The sequence below is a fragment of the Acidimicrobiales bacterium genome (assembly GCA_036378675.1).
In the GTDB taxonomy this organism is placed as follows: Bacteria; Actinomycetota; Acidimicrobiia; order Acidimicrobiales; family Palsa-688; genus DASUWA01.
Genome location: DASUWA010000005.1, coordinates 117,808 through 135,705 on the forward strand (window position 1 = coordinate 117,808; position 17,898 = coordinate 135,705).

At 65.4% G+C, this 17,898-nt stretch carries 21 protein-coding genes; 11 read left to right on the forward strand and 10 right to left on the reverse strand.

What is annotated here, in order from left to right:
* Position 1: 1 nt before the first annotated feature.
* The 3 genes from VFZ97_01725 to VFZ97_01735 form a co-directional block, all read right to left on the reverse strand.
* The gene (locus VFZ97_01725) at positions 2-361 is read right to left on the reverse strand and encodes a VOC family protein (GenBank protein ID HEX6392129.1); all 360 of its coding nucleotides are present in this window, start codon (positions 359-361) and stop codon (positions 2-4) included.
* Between the two features lie 71 nt (positions 362-432).
* On the reverse strand, positions 433-1,209 hold the full coding sequence (locus VFZ97_01730; GenBank protein ID HEX6392130.1) for a methyltransferase domain-containing protein: 777 nt from the start codon (positions 1,207-1,209) through the stop codon (positions 433-435).
* On the reverse strand, positions 1,206-2,105 hold the full coding sequence (locus VFZ97_01735) for a helix-turn-helix domain-containing protein (protein ID HEX6392131.1): 900 nt from the start codon (positions 2,103-2,105) through the stop codon (positions 1,206-1,208). Before VFZ97_01735 ends, VFZ97_01730 begins: the two co-directional genes overlap by 4 nt.
* A 99-nt stretch (positions 2,106-2,204) precedes the next feature.
* Between VFZ97_01735 and VFZ97_01740 the strand changes: the two genes are divergently transcribed.
* From VFZ97_01740 to VFZ97_01760, 5 genes are all read left to right on the forward strand, one after another.
* Entirely contained in the window at positions 2,205-3,116 is a 912-nt protein-coding gene (locus VFZ97_01740; protein HEX6392132.1) for an SDR family NAD(P)-dependent oxidoreductase, read from the forward strand.
* A gap of 96 nt (positions 3,117-3,212) precedes the next feature.
* A complete protein-coding gene (locus VFZ97_01745; protein ID HEX6392133.1) occupies positions 3,213-3,998 on the forward strand; it encodes an acetoacetate decarboxylase family protein in 786 nt (261 codons plus the stop codon).
* A gap of 10 nt (positions 3,999-4,008) precedes the next feature.
* Positions 4,009-5,244: an amidohydrolase family protein gene (locus VFZ97_01750; protein HEX6392134.1), complete on the forward strand. Its 1,236-nt coding sequence runs from the start codon at positions 4,009-4,011 to the stop codon at positions 5,242-5,244.
* A gap of 13 nt (positions 5,245-5,257) precedes the next feature.
* On the forward strand, positions 5,258-6,523 hold the full coding sequence (locus VFZ97_01755; GenBank protein HEX6392135.1) for an amidohydrolase family protein: 1,266 nt from the start codon (positions 5,258-5,260) through the stop codon (positions 6,521-6,523).
* A gap of 1 nt (position 6,524) precedes the next feature.
* On the forward strand, positions 6,525-6,932 hold the full coding sequence (locus tag VFZ97_01760; protein HEX6392136.1) for a nuclear transport factor 2 family protein: 408 nt from the start codon (positions 6,525-6,527) through the stop codon (positions 6,930-6,932).
* On the opposite strand, the gene VFZ97_01765 is transcribed toward VFZ97_01760, so the two are convergent.
* Complete coding sequence (locus VFZ97_01765) at positions 6,917-7,759, reverse strand: fumarylacetoacetate hydrolase family protein (protein HEX6392137.1); 843 nt, start codon at positions 7,757-7,759, stop codon at positions 6,917-6,919. The genes VFZ97_01760 and VFZ97_01765 overlap by 16 nt on opposite strands.
* 5 nt (positions 7,760-7,764) lie before the next feature.
* On the reverse strand, positions 7,765-9,033 hold the full coding sequence (locus tag VFZ97_01770) for a DUF445 domain-containing protein (protein ID HEX6392138.1): 1,269 nt from the start codon (positions 9,031-9,033) through the stop codon (positions 7,765-7,767).
* A gap of 96 nt (positions 9,034-9,129) precedes the next feature.
* Between VFZ97_01770 and VFZ97_01775 the strand changes: the two genes are divergently transcribed.
* From VFZ97_01775 to VFZ97_01790, 4 genes are all read left to right on the forward strand, one after another.
* Complete coding sequence (locus VFZ97_01775; GenBank protein ID HEX6392139.1) at positions 9,130-10,095, forward strand: alpha/beta hydrolase; 966 nt, start codon at positions 9,130-9,132, stop codon at positions 10,093-10,095.
* A complete protein-coding gene (locus VFZ97_01780; protein HEX6392140.1) occupies positions 10,077-11,639 on the forward strand; it encodes a long-chain fatty acid--CoA ligase in 1,563 nt (520 codons plus the stop codon). Before VFZ97_01775 ends, VFZ97_01780 begins: the two co-directional genes overlap by 19 nt.
* 31 nt (positions 11,640-11,670) lie before the next feature.
* Positions 11,671-12,510, forward strand: a complete 840-nt coding sequence (locus VFZ97_01785) for an SDR family oxidoreductase (protein HEX6392141.1) — start codon at positions 11,671-11,673, stop codon at positions 12,508-12,510.
* Between the two features lie 77 nt (positions 12,511-12,587).
* Positions 12,588-13,208 carry a PilZ domain-containing protein gene (locus tag VFZ97_01790; protein ID HEX6392142.1) on the forward strand — a complete coding sequence of 207 codons (621 nt, stop codon included), beginning with the start codon at positions 12,588-12,590 and terminating at the stop codon, positions 13,206-13,208.
* Between the two features lie 3 nt (positions 13,209-13,211).
* Here the strand turns inward: VFZ97_01790 and VFZ97_01795 are convergent, their stop codons facing one another.
* Positions 13,212-13,622, reverse strand: coding sequence for a nuclear transport factor 2 family protein (locus tag VFZ97_01795; protein ID HEX6392143.1), 411 nt, complete (start codon positions 13,620-13,622; stop codon positions 13,212-13,214).
* Between the two features lie 143 nt (positions 13,623-13,765).
* On the opposite strand from VFZ97_01795, the gene VFZ97_01800 reads away from it, so the two are divergent.
* Together VFZ97_01800 and VFZ97_01805 are read left to right on the forward strand one after the other, a co-directional pair.
* Complete coding sequence (locus tag VFZ97_01800) at positions 13,766-14,233, forward strand: cupin domain-containing protein (GenBank protein HEX6392144.1); 468 nt, start codon at positions 13,766-13,768, stop codon at positions 14,231-14,233.
* Between the two features lie 52 nt (positions 14,234-14,285).
* On the forward strand, positions 14,286-14,654 hold the full coding sequence (locus VFZ97_01805) for a metallopeptidase family protein (protein HEX6392145.1): 369 nt from the start codon (positions 14,286-14,288) through the stop codon (positions 14,652-14,654).
* Between the two features lie 41 nt (positions 14,655-14,695).
* Here the strand turns inward: VFZ97_01805 and VFZ97_01810 are convergent, their stop codons facing one another.
* The 4 genes from VFZ97_01810 to VFZ97_01825 all read right to left on the reverse strand — a co-directional run bounded on the left by VFZ97_01810 (position 14,696) and on the right by VFZ97_01825 (position 17,896).
* Positions 14,696-14,908 carry a hypothetical protein gene (locus tag VFZ97_01810; protein HEX6392146.1) on the reverse strand — a complete coding sequence of 71 codons (213 nt, stop codon included), beginning with the start codon at positions 14,906-14,908 and terminating at the stop codon, positions 14,696-14,698.
* Positions 14,909-14,938: 30 nt separating this feature from the next.
* The gene (gene corA / locus VFZ97_01815; protein HEX6392147.1) at positions 14,939-16,042 is read right to left on the reverse strand and encodes a magnesium/cobalt transporter CorA; all 1,104 of its coding nucleotides are present in this window, start codon (positions 16,040-16,042) and stop codon (positions 14,939-14,941) included.
* Positions 16,043-16,105: 63 nt separating this feature from the next.
* Positions 16,106-16,900: an SAM-dependent methyltransferase gene (locus VFZ97_01820; protein ID HEX6392148.1), complete on the reverse strand. Its 795-nt coding sequence runs from the start codon at positions 16,898-16,900 to the stop codon at positions 16,106-16,108.
* 54 nt (positions 16,901-16,954) lie between these two features.
* A complete protein-coding gene (locus VFZ97_01825; protein ID HEX6392149.1) occupies positions 16,955-17,896 on the reverse strand; it encodes a TIGR03621 family F420-dependent LLM class oxidoreductase in 942 nt (313 codons plus the stop codon).
* Positions 17,897-17,898: the final 2 nt, after the last annotated feature.

Here is a 17,898-nt window from a genome sequence, read left to right on the forward strand (position 1 = left end):
ATCAGATCTCGATGACGTAACCATCGGGGTCGGCAACGTACGCGTAGCCCACCCCCGGAGCGTGCTCGCCTCTGCTGATCAACTTTCCGCCGGCCGCTTCAACCGCTCCGATTGCTGCTTCAAGTTGGACCGATGGCTTCAACCGGAACCCGAAGTGTCCGACTCCGCCGTCCACGCCGACCGGTCCGTCGCCGCTCGGGTTCAGCGTTATGAGATCCTTCGACCCCGGTGTGTTGAGGAACACCAGCTCGCCGTCGCGGAACAGTTCCTGCATTCCGAACACGCCCTGGTAGAAGCGAAGTGAAGCGGCCAGATCTGAGACACGCAGGTGGAGGTGGGTCAGTCCCTCGGTCTCGATCATCGCTGGAGTTATAGCGCTATTCGGCGCCGAGATCCACGACTAATGCCCGCCGGGATGCGTCTCGACTGAGCTCAGGGCTCCCACGAGAAGACCGCCGCGGTCGTCTCATCACGGAATGGGACGTCAAGTTCTTCCAGCTCGGCCGCGATCTCGGGGTCATGCGAAGGGTCAAGGCACAGCCGTCGCCGGACGAAAGCGACGTACTCGCCGGCGTCCATGACCCCTTTGACGGACGGGCGGGTTTCGTGCACGACATCCGCGTTGATCCCGATTTCGTGCAGTACCTCGCCGAACATGCCGGATGTCGGCCCGTCGGGTCGCGCCAGCCCCCAGAACCGCATCCAGAGCGGGGCGAGCGGAACGGACGGATGTGAGGCGGTGAGCTCCACCACCACTCGCTTCGATGCGTGGCCGGTCAGCGCAGTAAGAAAGGGCACGATCGTCGCGACGTTGTATGCGACATTGCGGCAGACCGCTACATCGCATCGCGGGACCTGATCGGCGACGTCTGGCCATATGCCGAGGATCTCGGTGTGCGCTGCTCCGGTGCTCTCAGCGGCGCCGGCGAATTTCTCGAGCATCTCGGGCAGGTTGTCGACTCCAACCAATTTCGTTGCCGGCGGTACGAGCGGCACGCTTGCCGCCCCACCCCCGCATCCGACGTCCAGGACGGATCCGTGACCCTCCAACGCCGCTTGTGCGGTGCGGTGCAATGCGCCGAAGGAGCCTCCACCCGAACCGAACAGCGCGGGCGGGAAGCCCCACGGAGACTCGGGAGCCTGGGCGAGGATTGAGTCGGGGATCTTCCAGCCGTGAAGCGCAGAGGCCCAACGGTCTGCTGCGCTCAACTTACGTTCGCCGATCCGCCAAGTGCCCCGGTGAGTCGTTGGGTCACCTCGACCAGGGAGCGGCCCAGGAAGGTCACTCCGGCGCCGCTCTGCTGCGAGGGAACGGGTACGAGACTCAGCATCAGCGCGACCTTGCCCGTGGAGTCGAAAACGGGTGCGTCAACGTGGCTCACGTCATATTCGCGAGCGGTTGCGATCGACGACAGGAACCACTCCTCGCTGTGTACCAGCTCCTGGGTGAGCGCGTCGGCGAGATCGCTGAGCCGGCCGCCGCGCCCGCCGGTCTCGGCGGCTCGGATGAGAGTTGCCAGCTCCTGCAATCGAATGTCGGGCAGAACATGCAGACCGACTGCGTACCCTCGCCGCCGGGTTGCTTCAAGTGCTCGGGTGTAGCGGCGGCGCGACTCTGGTGGGAGCTCGGACAGCCACCTCTCCCTTTCCGCCGGCGCCGAAAACGCCACCAGCCCCGCGCCATACGGTGGCCTCGTCGGCAGCTCCATCCCGACGGTCATCGGCGTCGAAGGGATCCGAACGTTGCGCACCTGATGCGCAACCGTGACGTGGTCGGCATCGACCAGGAAGGCGATCACGTGCCCGCCGGTCCTCGCCGCCAGCTCCGACATCGCCGGCCTGGCGACGTCCAGCGCGGGGTAGCGCGACGAGGCGGCGGAGCCGAGGCGAAGCATCCCCGGGCCCAGGATGTACTCCTTACTGGTCGGGTCCCGAAGCAGCCAGCCGCTTCGGAGGAGGGTGGCGAGCATCGAGTGGCAGCTCGCCTTGTGGACCCCCAACCGGCGAGAGATCTCGGCCAGCGAAAGGCCACGTCCCGGATCGGCGGCCAGCATCTCCAAAAGATCTACGACCCTGTCGGTCTGGGGCGAGGGACGCGGTGCCACACCCGCGAAGATAGTCGCATATTGCGACCATTGTGGCGAGATATACGACCATGCCATGATGTCTCGGAGCCGGCGCGGCCACACATGGGAGGGCCAGGTATGGCAGTTCTGGAGGGCAAGGTCGGGGTAGTCACCGGCGGCGCGGGCGGCATAGGAAAGGCGATCGGGCGGCGTTTCAGCGAAGAAGGCATGAAGGTCGTTCTGGCAGATGTACTCGAGGAACCCCTTGACCAGGCGGTCGCGGAGCTCCGGGCGGAGGGACTCGACGTCGCAGGTGTGCTTACCGACGTCACCGACTACTCGTCGGTCGAGCATCTCGCCAAGCAGGCCCTTTTCCTGTACGGCGCGGTGCATGTCGTGTGCAACAACGCAGGCACCGGTGGCGTCTCGGAGGGTTACCTCTGGGAGCACGACCTCGCCGACTGGCGCTGGGGGATCGACGTCAACGTCTTGGGCGTGATCCACGGGATCAAGGCATTCGTGCCGATTCTGCTCGAGCAGGACGAGGGCCACGTGGTCAACACCTGCTCGGGAAACGGGAGCCTTGCTCCGATCGCGCGCGGCGCTCTCGGCGGCCCCGCGATGGCGGTGTACCCGCTGACCAAGGCGGCGGTCCTGTGCGTTACCGAGAGCCTTTACACCCACCTGCAGCTCGCCGGCTCGAAGGTGCAGGCCCACGCTCTGTTTCCCTCGGGCTTCTTGAACACCGGGATCTGGGAATCCTGGCGCAACCGACCCGGGCAATACGCCCCGACGCAGGAACGCCGGACGCCGGAGCAGACTCTCGACGCGGTCCTGGATCGTTTCGAGTCGGCGGGGATGAAAGTGGAGTTCACCCCCCTCGAGAACGTGGCGGCGCAGGTGGTGGACGGAATCAAAGAAGGCAGGTTCTGGATGATGGGACCGCCATCTGCCGGCGACGACGTCATCACCAAGAAGGCGGCATCGATCGTGGCGCGATCGGCGCCCGACTACCTGATCGACACGCTGGCAAAGGAGGCTGCGAAATGACCCGGACGGGGCCCCAAAGACACCCATCTGGCCCCATCCTCTGCAGAGCGTGGGGGCCCCAGCCCCACGCCGGGCCGTCAACTGGAGGTACGCGAAATGACAGTTAGGTATGGACCTCGTCCGCCGGAGAAGCGGGTCGACCACGAGATCGACGCGACCAAGGCGCCGATCGCAACGGAAGCCGTGACGATCACCTACCTCACCGAGCCGTCGATCGTCGAAGAGGTTCTGCCGAAGCCTCTGGAACCGGCGGCCGAGCCGATCGTGCGCATATCCCTGCAACGGGTGGTCATCGACGGGAGGCCTCCGTTCGGTTCGGCGGTCTTCTCGGTTGCCGCACGGCACGGGGACGTCGAAGGGGACTACCCGCTGTTCATGCCGCAATCGACGGAGCAGTCGGTCATCGGCGGGCGCGAGACGTTCGGCGAGCCGAAGAAGCTCGGCGAGATAACCGTCGATCGCGAAGGCGACCACGTACGCGCCCGGGTAGCCAGGCTCGGCTACCAACTGATCGGCGTGAACGGACGGGTCACCGGTGCGCTCGACCCCCCGCCCGACCAGGTGAACGTCGAGTTCTACTTCAAGTTCCTGCGCGCTCCGGACGGCGAAGGCATCACCGATCCGCATCTCGTCTACGGCAGCTACCACCGCCACTACGAGGTGTTCGAATCGGTCGACGGCGACGTGCAGCTAGGTGATTCTCCGCTGGATCCTGTCGCCGATCTGTCCGTCAAAGAGGTTCGCTCGATCACATGGTGCAGGCGGCGCACGATTCAAACCGCCCGAATCGCCGAGCGAATCCCTCAGGACTGGATTCTCCCCTTCGTGCACCAGCGTTACGACGACGTCGCGCTGCTCGCAGCGCCTCGCCGCGAGTCATGACAGCCCGGTAATGAACCCGATCATCAACAGGGACGACCGCTACACGATCATCTCCGCCGACTGCCACGCGGGCGCCGATATCCAGCACTACCGGCCGTACCTGGACCCCGCGTACCGCGAAGAGTTCGACAGCTGGGCGTCATCGTTCATCAACCCGTTCGCCGACCTGACCGAACCGGACGCGGAGCGCAACTGGAACACCGAACGAAGGATTGCTGACCTCGACCGCGAGGGAGTCTGCGGAGAGATCATCTTTCCCAACACCGTGCCGCCGTTCTTCCCGAGAGGGAGCCTGGCCGCACCTCCCCCGGTTGACGCGCGCGAGCTCGAGCTGAGGTGGGCGGGACTTCGGGCGCACAACCGGTGGCTCGCCGACTTCTGCGCCGAGGCACCTGAACGGCGCGCCGGCGTCGGGCAGATCCTGCTCGGCGACCTCGACGAGGCGGTAGCCGGCGTGCACGAGATCGCGAAGGCCGGCCTGCGAGGCGGGGTTCTGCTTCCCGGCGTGGCGCCGGGAACTGGCGTTCCACCGCTCTACGCGGAGCACTGGGAGCCGCTGTGGCGCGTGTGCGCGGAGACCGGTGTCGTCGTGAACCACCACGGTGGCAACGCCGGCCCCTCTCCGAACTGGGAATGGGGCAGCGACTTCGCGATCTGGGTGTACGAGACGCATTGGTGGGCGCACCGAGTGTTGTGGCACCTGATCTTCAGCGGAGTCCTCGAGCGCTACCCCGAGCTGACTCTGGTGCTGACCGAGCAAGGATCCGGCTGGGTGCCGGCGACCCTCGACTCGCTGGACGTGACCGCAGCCCGATACGGGCGGCCCGGTTCGGCGATCAACCGGTTCGCGGGGCCCACCGCCGGTTCGCTTCCATTGAAGCCGAGCGACTACTGGAGGCGCCAGTGCTACGTGGGGGCGAGCTTCATGCGCCCTGTCGAGTGCGCCCTGCGCGACCGCATCGGGATCGACCGGATCATGTGGGGCACCGACTATCCCCACTACGAAGGGACGTCCCCGTATACGCGGGAGGCCCTGCGACACACGTTCAGCGACGTCGACCCCGCGGACGTCGCGGCGATGGTCGGAGGCAACGCAGCGAAGGTTTACGGCTTCGACCTGGATGCGCTCGCTCCCCTAGCCGCCAAGATCGGCCCGACCGCCCACGAGGTCTCCACTCCTCTCGATGCCGTCCCGGCCGGGGCGAGCAGCACAGCTTTCGAACCCGACCCGATCCGGGCTTGGTGAAAGGAAACCACCGTTGGACCCCTACCTGATCATCTCTGCCGACTGCCACGCAGAACTTCCGACCGAGCGGTACCGCGAGTACCTGGATCCCGACTTCCGCGAGGAGTTCGAGGCGTACCTTCGGGAAAAAGAGGAGTTGTCGCGCCTGGGCGACTTCATGGATGCAGAGTTCGCGGAGAAGTGGTTCGAAGAAAACGGTGAGGGAATCGCCGGGGGATGGGATGTCGCCCGCCGTGACAAGGAGCTGGACGGGGACGGCGTTGCCGGGGAGGTCATCTTCCCGGATGCCGACGCGGTGACAGGCGTGGCAGGCGCGCCGTTCGGAGCAGGGCTGGGCCAGACGGGCGACCTCGACCCGGGACGCGCTTTCGCAGGGGCGCGCGCACACAACCGCTGGCTGGCGGAGTTCTGCTCACACAGCCCCGAGCGGCGCGCAGGTGTAGCCGTCGTGCCGATCTTGCAGGACATCGACGCCGCCGTCGGAGAGATCACCCGTGCGGCCGAAGCGGGGCTGCGCGGAGGGATACTCATCCCCGCCACGTGGGGCAAGTATCCCCCGTACCACGACCGGCGCTACGACCCGGTATGGGCCGCTTGCCAGGACCTCCAGATGCCGGTGCACACCCACTCGGGACCGGCGCCGCGGGAGGACTACGGCGAGCACCTGGGGATCTACGTCACCGAGGTCCGCTGGTGGGGAGTTCGCCCGATGTGGTTCGCGTTGTGGTCGGGGGTGTTCGAACGCTTCCCGAGGTTGCGTTGGGGTGTCACCGAATGCGGCGCATTCTGGGCCAACGACCTGCTGTGGCTGATGGACACCCGTTACCTCCGTGAGCACTCGGCGAAAAAGATGAGCCACAAGATGGAGGGCGACCTCACCATGCCCCCGAGCGCGTACTTCGACCGCAACTGCTTCATCGGGGCGACCACCACGGAGCGAAGGGAGCTCGCCCGCCGCTACGAGATCGGGGTCTCCAACTTGCTGTGGGGAAACGATTTCCCCCATCCCGAGGGCACCTGGCCGCACACCCTCGAATGGCTGAAGCGCTCATTCCACGACATACCCGTCGAGGAGACCCGCGAGATGCTCGGACTCGCCGCGGCGGAGGTGTACACCTTCGACGCCGACGCGCTCGCCCCGCTGGTCAAGCGGATAGGCCCGACTCCGGGCGACCTCGGTCAGGACGACTCGGTCAGCATCCCCAAATGGGAGGCGGCCCGAACGGCTGGAAGGCACTGGTTAAGTGGTGCCGAGGCACTGGCGGATATCGTCGACTGATATGCAAACTGCCATGGGAGTTAGGGAACTGGCCGAAACCTCGCTGCGTCTGACCAAGGAAGGCGATCGCGACGGCTGGCTGGCGCTGTTCACCGACGACGCCGTCGTGGAGGACCCGGTCGGTGTGTCGCCCTTCGACGGGGGAGTGGGGGGAAATCGGGGGAAGGAAGCGATCGCCCGTTTTCGCGACACGGTCATCGCGACGATGGAGGACTTCGAGTACGAGATCGAGCGCTGCTACGTCTGTGGCGACGAAGCTGCGGCAGTGGTGACCTTCCACATCACCACTGCGGGGGGGACCATGGACATGGACGTCGTTAACATCTACAAGACCGACGGTAAAGGTCGCCTCACTTCGCTCCGGTCGTTCTGGGACGGATCGCTTCAAGGCGGTCAGCGGAAGTCCTGAACCATCTCCCCGATCCCTTCGATGTAGCTGCGTAGCCGGTCACCCGGCTTGAGGAACACCTGAGGGTCGCGGCCCATGCCGACGCCCGGTGGCGTCCCGGTGAAGATCACATCTCCGGGGTAGAGCGTCACCACCTTGGACAGGTAGGCGACGAGCTCCGGTACCGGAAAGATCATGTCCGACGTTCGTGCCTTTTGCATCGGCGCGCCGTTCACATCGCAACCGATGGCCAGATCGTCGCGGTCTGCCAGTTCGTCCGGGGTTACCAGGACCGGACCCTGTGGCGCGAACCCCGGGTATGACTTGCCAAGAGAGAACTGCGGCAACGGGCCGGACCGCTGAAGCTTACGCTCCGAGATGTCCTGCCCGATCGTCACTCCCGCGACATGAGACCACGCTCGCTCGGGTTCGACTCGGTGGGACTCGCTGCCGATCACCACCACGAGCTCGCACTCCCAGTCGACGTTGCCGAAGGGCGGAAGATCGATCGTGCTGTGCGCTCCCCCGAACGCACTCACGTATTTGGTGAAGAACAGCGGGTCGTCCGGTGGCTTCACCCCCGACTCGGCCGCGTGATCCACGTAATTGAGGGCTACCGCGAACACCTGCCTAGGACGCGGGCTCGGCGGGCCGGCGTTTGCCGGGTCGAAAGGCTCTGCTGCCATGGTGTCGGCGTCTTTTTCCAGAGCCCACGCGGTGAAATCGTCCCAACGGTCGTAGACCGCGGCCGGGTCAGGGCTGAAACGCCCGTTGCTCGCGTTGGCGACGTCGCAGGCGACGTCGCCGGAGACGACCTTCAGGCGGCCGTTGATGTTGGCGGTTCGCATCGCGGCTAGACGCTAGCCAGGCCGTGCAGCGCCAGACCGGCGAGCGCTCCGACGATCGTTCCGTTGATCCGGATGTACTGGAGGTCGGGCCCGAGCAGAAGCTCCAGGCGCCGTGAGGTCTCGACCGCGTCCCAACGGGCGATGGTGCCGCTGACAAGAGCCACCAGTTCGCTCTCATAGCTCGTCAGGACAAGCCTGGCGGCTGCGTCCAGGCCGCGCTCGGCAGCCCGCTGTAGCGCGGGGTCGTGTTGCAGGCGTTCGCCGGTCTGGACCACCAGCCCGGATATGCGAGATCGGAGCTCCGAGTTCGGGTCGTCGGTCTGCTCGGCGATCTGTTCCTTGACGTCTCGCCAAACCGCCGCGGCGAAGTTGCGCACCTGGGGCTGGGACAGAAGTTCGGCCTTCAGCTTCTCGCCGCGCAAGCGCATCTCCTGCGACGTTTGGAGGTCTTGAGCGAGCTTGACCAGGCCGGCATCGAGCTGTTGGCGCAGCGGATGGTTTCGGTCCCGCGCCATCTCGTCCACGACAATCTGAGTGCGGAGGAGGAGGCGTCCCACCATGCGGTTGCCGAGCCGGTCGGGGAGCCACCACGGAGAATAAACGCCGAGCCGCTCGTGCAGCTCGGCACCGTGCCGGTGCAGATACAGGCCCAACGCCTCGAGCGTCGCGTCCAGAAGCGGCTCGTGCCGATCCTCGCGGGTTAGCTCTTCGATGGCGCGGCCGGCGAGAGGCGCGAGGGCGACCTGGTCGAGGCGCTGGCGGACCAGCGAGTCGAGAACTTCGTTGACGTCCTCGTCTCGGAGAAGTTCTGCGGCACTCCGCATGACGCTTGCAATGCGCGCGGCGACCACATCGGCGTTCTCCGGGTTGGCGAGCCACGCGGCCGTACGCGGTATCGCGTGGGCCGCGCGGATCCGTTCGCTGACCGCCTCGGGGGACAGGAAGCTCTCCTGCACGAACGAGCCGAGCGTCTCAGCGAAGCGGTCCTTCCTCTCCACGACGATGGCGGTGTGCGGGATGGGCAGCCCGAGTGGCCGGCGGAAGAGAGCGGTCACCGCGAACCAGTCGGCCAGCCCGCCCGCCATCGAGCCGACTGCGGTCGCCTGGATCCAGGTCAGCCACCGGCCGGAGGAGCCCGTGACGGCCAGCGCGACGGTCGCGGCCGCGAAAACAACGGTGACCGCGATGAGAAGGCCGGTCGCCTGCCCGCGGGTCCGTTTGAGAAGCACCGCCCGTCTCTGCTCTGCGGGGGTGAGCACGCGGTCGCCGGCCATCTGGAAACGCTACCGATCTCGTCGTGCGTCGAGGCAGCTGGCGGCAGGTTCCGTTCGGCAGCGCGGCGGGGGGCGCCGCTGTCTATTGTCGCCGGTATGGGGAACAGCCGCATCGTCGATGCCCGCGGGTCGAGGATTCACCTGGTCGAGGAAGGCGACCCGGCCGGCCCGCTCATCCTGCTGGTGCACGGATTTCCGGAGTCGTGGTACTCGTGGCGTCACCAGATTCCCGCGCTCGCCGAGGCCGGTTACCACGTAGCGGCCATCGACGTTCGAGGGTACGGGAGGTCTTCTGCGCCGATCGAGGTCTCCGCCTACGGCATGCTTCAGCACGTCAACGACAACCTCGGCGTCGTCGAGGCCCTCGACCACGACAGCGCCGTCGTCGTGGGACACGACTGGGGCTCGCCCATCGCAGCTAACTCCGCGTTGCTGAGACCGGACGTCTTCCGGGCGGTGGCCATGCTGAGCGTCCCGTACAGCCCGCCGAGCAGCCGCCGCCCGACCGAGGCTTTCAAGGCGATGGGCGGAGAGGAGGAGTTCTACATCCTCTACTTCCAGGAGCCGGGCAGGGCGGAGGCCGAGGCGGAGCTGGACGTGCGGTACTGGGTGCTCGGATTCCTGGTGGCCGCCTCGGGCGACGCGATCCGGGCTCCCGACGGCGGGACCATCGCGACCGTGCGGCCCGGCGGGATGGTCCGGGACAGGTTCACCATTCCGGATGCGCTGCCCTCGTGGCTCACCCAGCAGGATCTTGATTTCTACGTGGGCGAGTTCGAACGCACCGGATTTCGCGGCCCGCTCAACCGTTACCGGAACGTGGACCGCGACTGGCTCGACCTCCAGCCCTGGAAGGGACGGCCGATCACGGTTCCGTCATTGTTCATCGGAGGTGAGCTTGACGGTCCGACGATCTGGGGCGCGAACGCTATCTCCCGTTTTCCGACGACACTGCCCGGGCTGCGAGGAAGCCACATCCTCTCCGGCTGCGGGCATTGGGTGCAGCAGGAACGTCCGTCCGAGGTCAACGACCTCCTTCTCGAATGGCTGAAGTCGCTATGAGATCCACTCCCGACATAACCCTCGGCAGCTGGCTGGCCAAACGGGCTCAGGCCACGCCCGAGGCGCGGGCTCTCACCTTCGAAGGATCCACGATCACGTTTGGTGAGTTCGCTCAGCGGATCGACAGGTTCGCGGCGGGCCTTCGCGCGAGGGGTGTGAGCAACGGGGACCGGGTCGGTTACCTCGGGCTCAATCATCCGGCGTTCTTCGAGACCATGTTCGCCGCGGCTCGTCTCGGTGCGATCTTCGTGCCGTTGAACTTCAGGCTCACCGGCCCGGAGCTGTCGTTCATCATCAACGACGCCGGAGTGCACACTCTCGTGGTCGACGCGGACCACCGCGGGTTGATCGATTCGGTACGTTCGGATTTGCCCGTCCGCGCGTACCTCGCAGTTGAGGGTGCTCTGACGGATGGCTGGAGATCGTTCGAGGAAATGGTCGGCGCGCACGAACCCATCGAGCTTGTCGAGCCCGGCGACCCCGGTGGCGTGGCGCTCATCATGTACACCTCCGGCACGACGGGGAGGCCGAAGGGGGCGATGCTCACCCACGGCAACCTTTGGTGGAACAACACCAACGTCCTTCACATGATGGACGTGCTCGCGACCGACGTGAGCCTCGTCGTGGCGCCCTTGTTCCACATCGGTGGATTGAACGTCAACACGCTGGTCACGTGGCAGAAGGGCGGCGAGGTCGTGCTGCTTCGCAGCTTCGATCCGGGTGCGTGCCTCGAAGCGATACCTCGCTACGGCGTGTCCTCGATGTTCGGCGTCCCCGCGATGTTCCTTTTCATGAGCCAGCATCCCGCGTTCGACACGACGGACCTCACCAGCCTCCGAATGCTGATATGCGGTGGTGCCCCGGTACCCGAACCGCTGATCAAGCTCTACAACGGACGCGGCATACCGATCCAGCAGGGGTACGGGCTAACCGAAACGTCGCCGGCGGTCTCGTTCCTCGGCCCGGAGTACTCACTCGCCAAGCTCGGGTCGGCGGGCCGCCCTCCGATGTTCGTCGAGGTTCGGATCGTCGACGCCGAAGGAGACGTGATCGAGGAGCCCGACATCCGCGGCGAGATCTGCACCCGTGGCCCCCACATCATGAAGGGCTACTGGAACAGGCCGGACGCGACACGAGACGCGATCGACGAGAAGGGCTGGTTCCATACCGGCGACGTGGGCTACCTGGACGCCGACGGATTCCTGTTCATCGCCGATCGGGTAAAGGACATGGTCATCAGCGGGGGCGAGAACATCTACCCGGCGGAAGTGGAGAGTGCGCTTTACGAGCATCCCGCAATCGCGGAGGTGGCCGTCATCGGGGTGCCCGACGATCGATGGGGTGAGGCGGTTGCAGCGGTGGTTGCGTTGAAGCCGGGCGCATCCCTCACGTTGGATGAGCTCCGCGACTTCGGGGGACGGTCCCTGGCCAGGTACAAGCTGCCGAGCCACCTGCACATCGTCGAAGTGCTGCCGCGCAATCCGGCCGGAAAGGTCCTGAAGTACGAGCTTCGCGAACACGTCAAAAGGTCCAGAACCTCCTGAGTCGCCCACATGGGTGGGCTAGGTTCTCGATATGAAGACGATCCTCATCACCGGCTCCTCCACTGGCATCGGCGAAGCCTGCGCACTACACCTGGACCGGCTGGGACACCAGGTGTACGCGGGTGTTCGGCGTGAGAGCGACGGCGACCGGTTGCGTTCCCAGGGATCGGACCGGCTCACTCCGGTGATCGTGGACGTCACCGACCAGGCCTCGATCGAGGCCGCGGCCAAACGGGTGGAGAGCGAGGTCGACCGCCTGGATGGGCTCGTCAACAACGCCGGCGTAGGGCGCGGAGGACCCATCGAGTTCCTCGAACTCGACGAATGGCGCGACCAGTTCGAGGTGAACGTGTTCGGCCAGGTCGCGGTGACCAAGGCGATGCTGCCCCTGGTGCGGAAGTCCGCGGCGGGCCGGATCGTGTTCATCGGATCGATCGGAGGCAGGGTGTCGACGCAGTCGCTCGGCCCGTACAACGCTTCGAAGCACGCGATAGAGGCGATCGGTGACTCGCTGCGTCAGGAGCTGCATCCCTGGGGTATCCAGGTCGCCATCGTCGAACCGGGTGCGATCAGGACCGAAATATGGAACAAGGCCAGCGAGACCGTCGCACGGTTGGAAGCGGAATACCCGTCCGACGCGCGGGAGCTCTATTCGCGCCACATCGAGGGCGTGAAGAAGGGACTCGAGTTTCAGATCAAGAACGCGGTACCGCCCGAGAAGGTCGCCAAAGCGGTCGAGCACGCACTCCTGTCGGGCCGGCCGAAGACGAGATATCTGGTCGGCCGCGATGCGCATTTGATGGCGTCGATGAGACGCCTTTTGCCGGACCGCAGGCTCGACGCGGTTGTCAGGCGGATCAGCGGTCCCTGAGAAGGACCAGTTGGGTTGTATCCGACAAAAGCCCCAGCCCATTGCGGTTGTGCGCAGTCGCTGTTTGAATTTGATACGTGAATGACCCACCAGCCACAAAACAGATCGTCGGGTTGCCGAGCGAGCACCTCGACTGGTTCGATCACCTACTCGGTCAGACCGCGCTGATCGAATGCGACGGGATCGCGTTGACAGGCACTGTTGAGTCCGTCGAGGGAACGATTGTCACCGTCCTGCCGGACGGGGGACTCCTCTCGATCGGTGACCGCAACCACGCGACGGTAAGCGTGTTCGCGCCCGACGCGCTTTACAAGCTGATCGGCGACGTCAGCTCTGACGAGAAGACCTTGCGGTGCACCGACATGGTGATCGAACGCATTCAGCGGCGTAAGTGGCCCCGCCGCCAGATGGACCTTCCAGTCACGCTGTGCCCGGTGTCCGACGCGGCGTCGGTGCACGGCGTCGCCGGCAGGACGGTTGACATAAGCGTCGGAGGAGCGTGCATCGAAACGTTGCGGGCCGTCGAGGGCGAAGGAGATCCGATGGTGATTCTCCGCCTGCCGGACGGGACGACGATCGTGTGCGCCACCTCCACCGTCGCAGCCGAAGAGCTCGATGACGGGTGGCGCTACCGCGTCGCCTTCCGCGATCTCGATAGCGGAGACGCGTCTCGACTCGAAGCGCTCATCGCTGCGTGAGGGCTACAGCTTGTAAGCGGCGATGTGCTTGGCCGTGTCGATGTAGTGGCGCAGGCGGGTGATCTTGCCCTCATCGTTGAAGGTCCAAAGGTGAATCTCCTCGTCACGGTAGTGGCCACCGCCCCACGACGGTAGATTTGCCTCGAGCACGAACTCCACCGCGACCTGGTTGCCGCCTTCCATCATGCTGATGATCTGCAGGTCGGTTATTTCCATTTGACCCGCGACTTCGAAGAAATGAACCACGTCGGCCTTGCCCCGCCTCGGGATCATGGTCGGCACGCCCGCGTTGACGGCTGAGTTGTTCTCCCAGGACTCCCATTCGACGTCGTCCGCCAGAACATCGAGTATCGCCGGCACGTCGCCCTTACCGAAAGACTCGTAGATTCCTTGCACGGTAGCCAGGTTGCTCACCAGTACTCCCTTCTTGCTTGCGGCGGAGCGTAGCCTCCGTAACCCATACTTTCGGACATAGATCGCTCCGGTGATTGGGCGGCGAGCGTACGGTGCCTCCGTCAGTGCTCCGTGCTGGACAAACCGACCATGGGGGAGAGTGGATGAGCGACAAGACCGTGATCAGGCCGCAGGGAGAGGGCAAGCCGATCTGGATGCTCGGTGGCCTCTACGAGGTGAAGGCTTCCGGTGACGAGACCGGTGGCTCGGCGACCGTGATGGAGATGACGATCCCGGAGGGGAGCGGCCCGCCGCCCCACACTCACGCCGGGGGCGAGATCACTTACATCATCGAGGGATCAGCGGTCTACCAGTTCGACGGTGAGAAGCGGGAGGCTCACGCCGGCACGGTTGTCTACTTCCCCAAAGGAACACTCGAAACGTTCGAGCCGATCGGCCCGGGGCCGCTGCGGCTCCTGATCATTTACACGCCCGGAGGCGTCGACAAGTTCTTCGAAGAAGCCGGCGAGCCGGCGCCGCGCCGCGAGGTGCCTCCGCCGATGACGGCACCGCCGGACCTGGAACGGCTGAGCCAGATTGCATCCCGCTACGGGCTCGAGCTTCGGCCTTAAGCGACGACACTCACGACGGCCATATCAGCTGCGTGCTCGTAGGGTCGCAGCTGTGATCGACGTCGATCGGGCCAGGTTCGAACAGCTCGTAGCCGACGCTCTCGACAGCATTCCCGAGGAATTGGGGCGGCTGATGGAGAACGTCGCTGTGTTCGTCGAAGACTGGCCGACACCGGAGCAGCTGGAGGGGCGGAGAGGGACGCTGCTCGGCCTGTACCAGGGAGTCGACCTCACCAGGCGGTCGCCGTTGTCCTACGGGGCGGTCATGCCCGACCGCATAACCATCTTCCGGGGACCGATCTCGTCGATCGCCCGCTCCGAGGAGCAGCTGGTCAGCATGGTCACCGAGACGGTGATCCACGAGGTGGCGCACCATTTCGGGATCTCGGACGCCCGGCTCGAGGAGCTCGGTTGGGGCTGAGCAGGCAGGGGCGATCTAACTGCCGGCTCTGCGCCGGGGATCTAACTGCCGGCTCTGCGCCGGCCGATCCACCTCGACGGGAACCAGCGGTGCCGTGGCCCTCCAATGTGGATCCCTCGCTCCCCTCGGAGCTTCTCTATTTCGTCCTCGACCGCCTTCCGCTGGTCATCGGGGAGTTCGGTTTTGAGAAGCTCACGCAGGAAGGCCAAGCGCTGAGCGATCCACTTGTCGCCGTCGATCATGCCGTGACCCACACGAGCATCGTACCCACGCCGGCGTGCGGGTTACTCCAGCGAGAGGTGCGGGTGAGGAACCTCCGGATGCGGCAGGGCCGGTAGCCGATCAGGCGCTGGGTGGACGATCTTCCAGCGCTTGTTGCCGGCGACGCGCCGCCGCTCGGCGGGGACCGCCGAGGGCACGGTCCCCTCGGAGGACATCCACCCCCTTCGCCGGAAGACCATTAGCAGCCCCCCGGCGGCCAGCACCTGCAGCCCGATCCCGACCCCGACGAATACCGGGAAGCTGTCGAGTCGATTGACCATCCATCCGAAGTTCTGCCCGAAGAAACCGGTCAGGAAGCTCAACGGCAGGAAGATCGTGGCGATGATGGTGAGCTGCTTCATTACCACGTTGAGCCGGTTGGACACTGTCGACAGGTGTGTGTCGAGCGCCCCGCTCAGCAGATCGCGATAGCTGTCGACCAAATCGCTGATGCGGATCAGGTGATCGTAGAGGTCCCTGAAATAGCGCTCCGCGTCGGGGGTCATCCCGGGCAGGGAGTCTCGGCCGGAAAGGAGGGATGCGAACATGTCCCGCTGAGGGGTGACGACCTTCCTCATCGCGATAAGAGATCGTTTGAGGTCGAAGAGCGTTCCGAGTTGCTGTTCGGTCGGCCGCGCGAGAATCTCGTCTTCGAGCTCGTCGATCTCGTCGTCGATATGAGCGAGAACCGGGAAATATCCGTCGATGAGCAGGTCCATCACCCGGTACAGCAGCATCACGTGGTCCGGGCGGGGCCCGGCTTTGGCGCGGAGCCGCTCCACCAGCTTGGTGAGATCGGGGCAAGGATCGTGATGGACCGTGACCAGGTAGTTCTCCGTGTAGAAGCAGTGAACTTCGACAAGCGATCCTGCTGGCGACACTCCGTACACCACGATCAGGGCGTAGCCGTCATAAGGGTCTATCTTCGGGCGTTGGCCGAAGTGCTCGGCGTCCTCCACCGCGAGCGGGTGGAACCCGAAGGTATCCCGCAGGACCGTGTTTGCCGTCTGCTCGTCCAAGCCGGCGAGGTCTAGCCAGAACCTTGCTCCTGAGTCGATCAGCCCCTTGAGCGCGTCCGTCGTGACCTCGTGGCTCTCGCCGTCAACAGTGATCAGGTGTCCTTCCATTCAGCCATTCTGCTGGGATATGTCCACCGCGTAGTGGCATGGGCGCAGCCGCAGCGCCGGCGCCTAGGGAACGGGAGGCTTGGGGAACGCCGCGATAGCCACCAGATACGTCTCGTCGCTGCGTGCCGGAGTGGTGAGCTCCTTCTCGCTTATGCACCACCCAGAGTCGGCGAGGAGGCCCTCGAGGTCGCCTGGCGCGAATTCCGCCTTCCGCCGCTCGCCGGCAGCAGCGAGCACGGTGTCGACGCCAGCTCTCAAGAGCCTGCTCAAGGCTCTGCCGGACCCGCGCACCAGCGCGTTGCAAACCAGCACGCTGTCAGCGGTCGACCGGGATCGCAAGATCCCGCACAAACGGACGATCACATCTCGCGAAAGGTACGGGAACAGGCCTTCGCACAGCCACAACGTCGACGACTCAGGATCGTGCCCCGCAGCATCCAGCTCCGCGCTGAGGTCGCCCTCGTTGAGATCGAGAGAAACAAACGAAATGTGATCGGCCCGGGCGCCGGTTCTTGCCAAGCGCCGGAGCTTGTCTTGCTGGGTCGACGGATGGTCGACCTCGAACCACCTGACCGGTGCTTCGCTGAACCGGAGCGGCCTGCAGTCGTACCCGGCGCCGACCACCACGACCTGTGCGACGCCCCCGTCGAAGCCTTCCACCATCCGACGATCTATGAACCGGGTACGGGTCCACATTCCGGCGGGGCGGGCCAAGCCCGGTAGGAGGAGGGGGATCGACAGGTCCTCGTAGACCCGCCGCTCTGCCTCGGCGTCTCCCCGTGCGGGACGCCTGTCGTGGAGAGCGGCTCGCCGGGTGGCGACCCACCGGGCTGTCCAGGACGGCCTTCCCGTCTTCACCCGCCGAACGTTAGAGCACGAAGCCCGCAAGAGATCACTGCATCAAACTGATCCTCAGGTACCGGCGAGTTCGGCCACCACCGGCGCGGCCTGTTCCATTGGGGCCTCTCCCTGCAACACGAAGTACGAGGTGCCCCAACGGTCACGCGCTGCACGCAGCTGATCCGCAACAGCCGAGGTCTCCCCGACCAACGCGTGAGGCGACGCGTCGAGATCCTCGACACTGATCGAGAGCAGATTCGCGACCGACTCGCGTTGGGTGCGCGCTGATTGACCGATCGTGGTGACGAAGACGAGTACGTTCAGCTCCAGATCCCGAAAACGATCACCAGCCTCTTCCCGCACCCGCTCCACCTTTTTCTCAACTTGTGCAGGGGCAAGCTCCGCCGACGCCGACGCGTCCACGAAACCCTTGGGGATCGCCGGGTTGAGCCCGACGATGTCGGCCTCACGCGCCGCAAGCGCCAGCATCTTCGGCCCGCCTCCGCCGATCAGCACGGGCGGATGCGGCTGCTGGACCGGCTTGGGAAGCCCGTCCAGGTGGCTGATCCGGTAGTGCCTACCTTCGAAGGAGAACTCTCCCCGGCCCCAAAGGCCCTTGTAGATCGAGATCGCCTCGGCGAGCCGCTCGATCCTTACCGAAGCCGGGTCCTTCGGGATGCCGGACTGCTCGTAGTCGGTGTTCATCCAGCCGGCGCCGATGCCGAACTCGAGCCGCCCTCCCGACATTACGTCGATGGTCGCCGCCTCCTTGGCGAGGACGACGGGGTGCTTGTAGTCGTTGTCCCAAACGAGGGCGCCGACGCGCAGCTGAGTCGTGACCGCGGCGGCCGCGGCCAGCGCAGGAACCGGTGCGAGCTGGTCCCCGAAGTGATCGGGAAGAAAAAGGGAGGAGTAGCCGAGGTCCTCGGCCTTTCGGGCCACATCGGCCCAGGACGAGTGCGAGCCGGCGTTGGTGAGCTGGACTCCGAAGCGAAACTTTCGTGGGTGGGGCACGC

Coding starts and splice junctions, on each gene's coding strand:
- VFZ97_01725 (HEX6392129.1), bottom strand. CDS start 361: ATGATCGAGACCGAGGGACTGACCCACCTCCACCTGCGTGTCTCAGAT.
- VFZ97_01740 (HEX6392132.1), top strand. CDS start 2,205: ATGGCAGTTCTGGAGGGCAAGGTCGGGGTAGTCACCGGCGGCGCGGGC.
- VFZ97_01745 (HEX6392133.1), top strand. CDS start 3,213: ATGACAGTTAGGTATGGACCTCGTCCGCCGGAGAAGCGGGTCGACCAC.
- VFZ97_01750 (HEX6392134.1), top strand. CDS start 4,009: ATGAACCCGATCATCAACAGGGACGACCGCTACACGATCATCTCCGCC.
- VFZ97_01760 (HEX6392136.1), top strand. CDS start 6,525: ATGCAAACTGCCATGGGAGTTAGGGAACTGGCCGAAACCTCGCTGCGT.
- VFZ97_01765 (HEX6392137.1), bottom strand. CDS start 7,759: ATGCGAACCGCCAACATCAACGGCCGCCTGAAGGTCGTCTCCGGCGAC.
- VFZ97_01770 (HEX6392138.1), bottom strand. CDS start 9,033: ATGGCCGGCGACCGCGTGCTCACCCCCGCAGAGCAGAGACGGGCGGTG.
- VFZ97_01775 (HEX6392139.1), top strand. CDS start 9,130: ATGGGGAACAGCCGCATCGTCGATGCCCGCGGGTCGAGGATTCACCTG.
- VFZ97_01780 (HEX6392140.1), top strand. CDS start 10,077: ATGGCTGAAGTCGCTATGAGATCCACTCCCGACATAACCCTCGGCAGC.
- VFZ97_01785 (HEX6392141.1), top strand. CDS start 11,671: ATGAAGACGATCCTCATCACCGGCTCCTCCACTGGCATCGGCGAAGCC.
- VFZ97_01800 (HEX6392144.1), top strand. CDS start 13,766: ATGAGCGACAAGACCGTGATCAGGCCGCAGGGAGAGGGCAAGCCGATC.
- corA (HEX6392147.1), bottom strand. CDS start 16,042: ATGGAAGGACACCTGATCACTGTTGACGGCGAGAGCCACGAGGTCACG.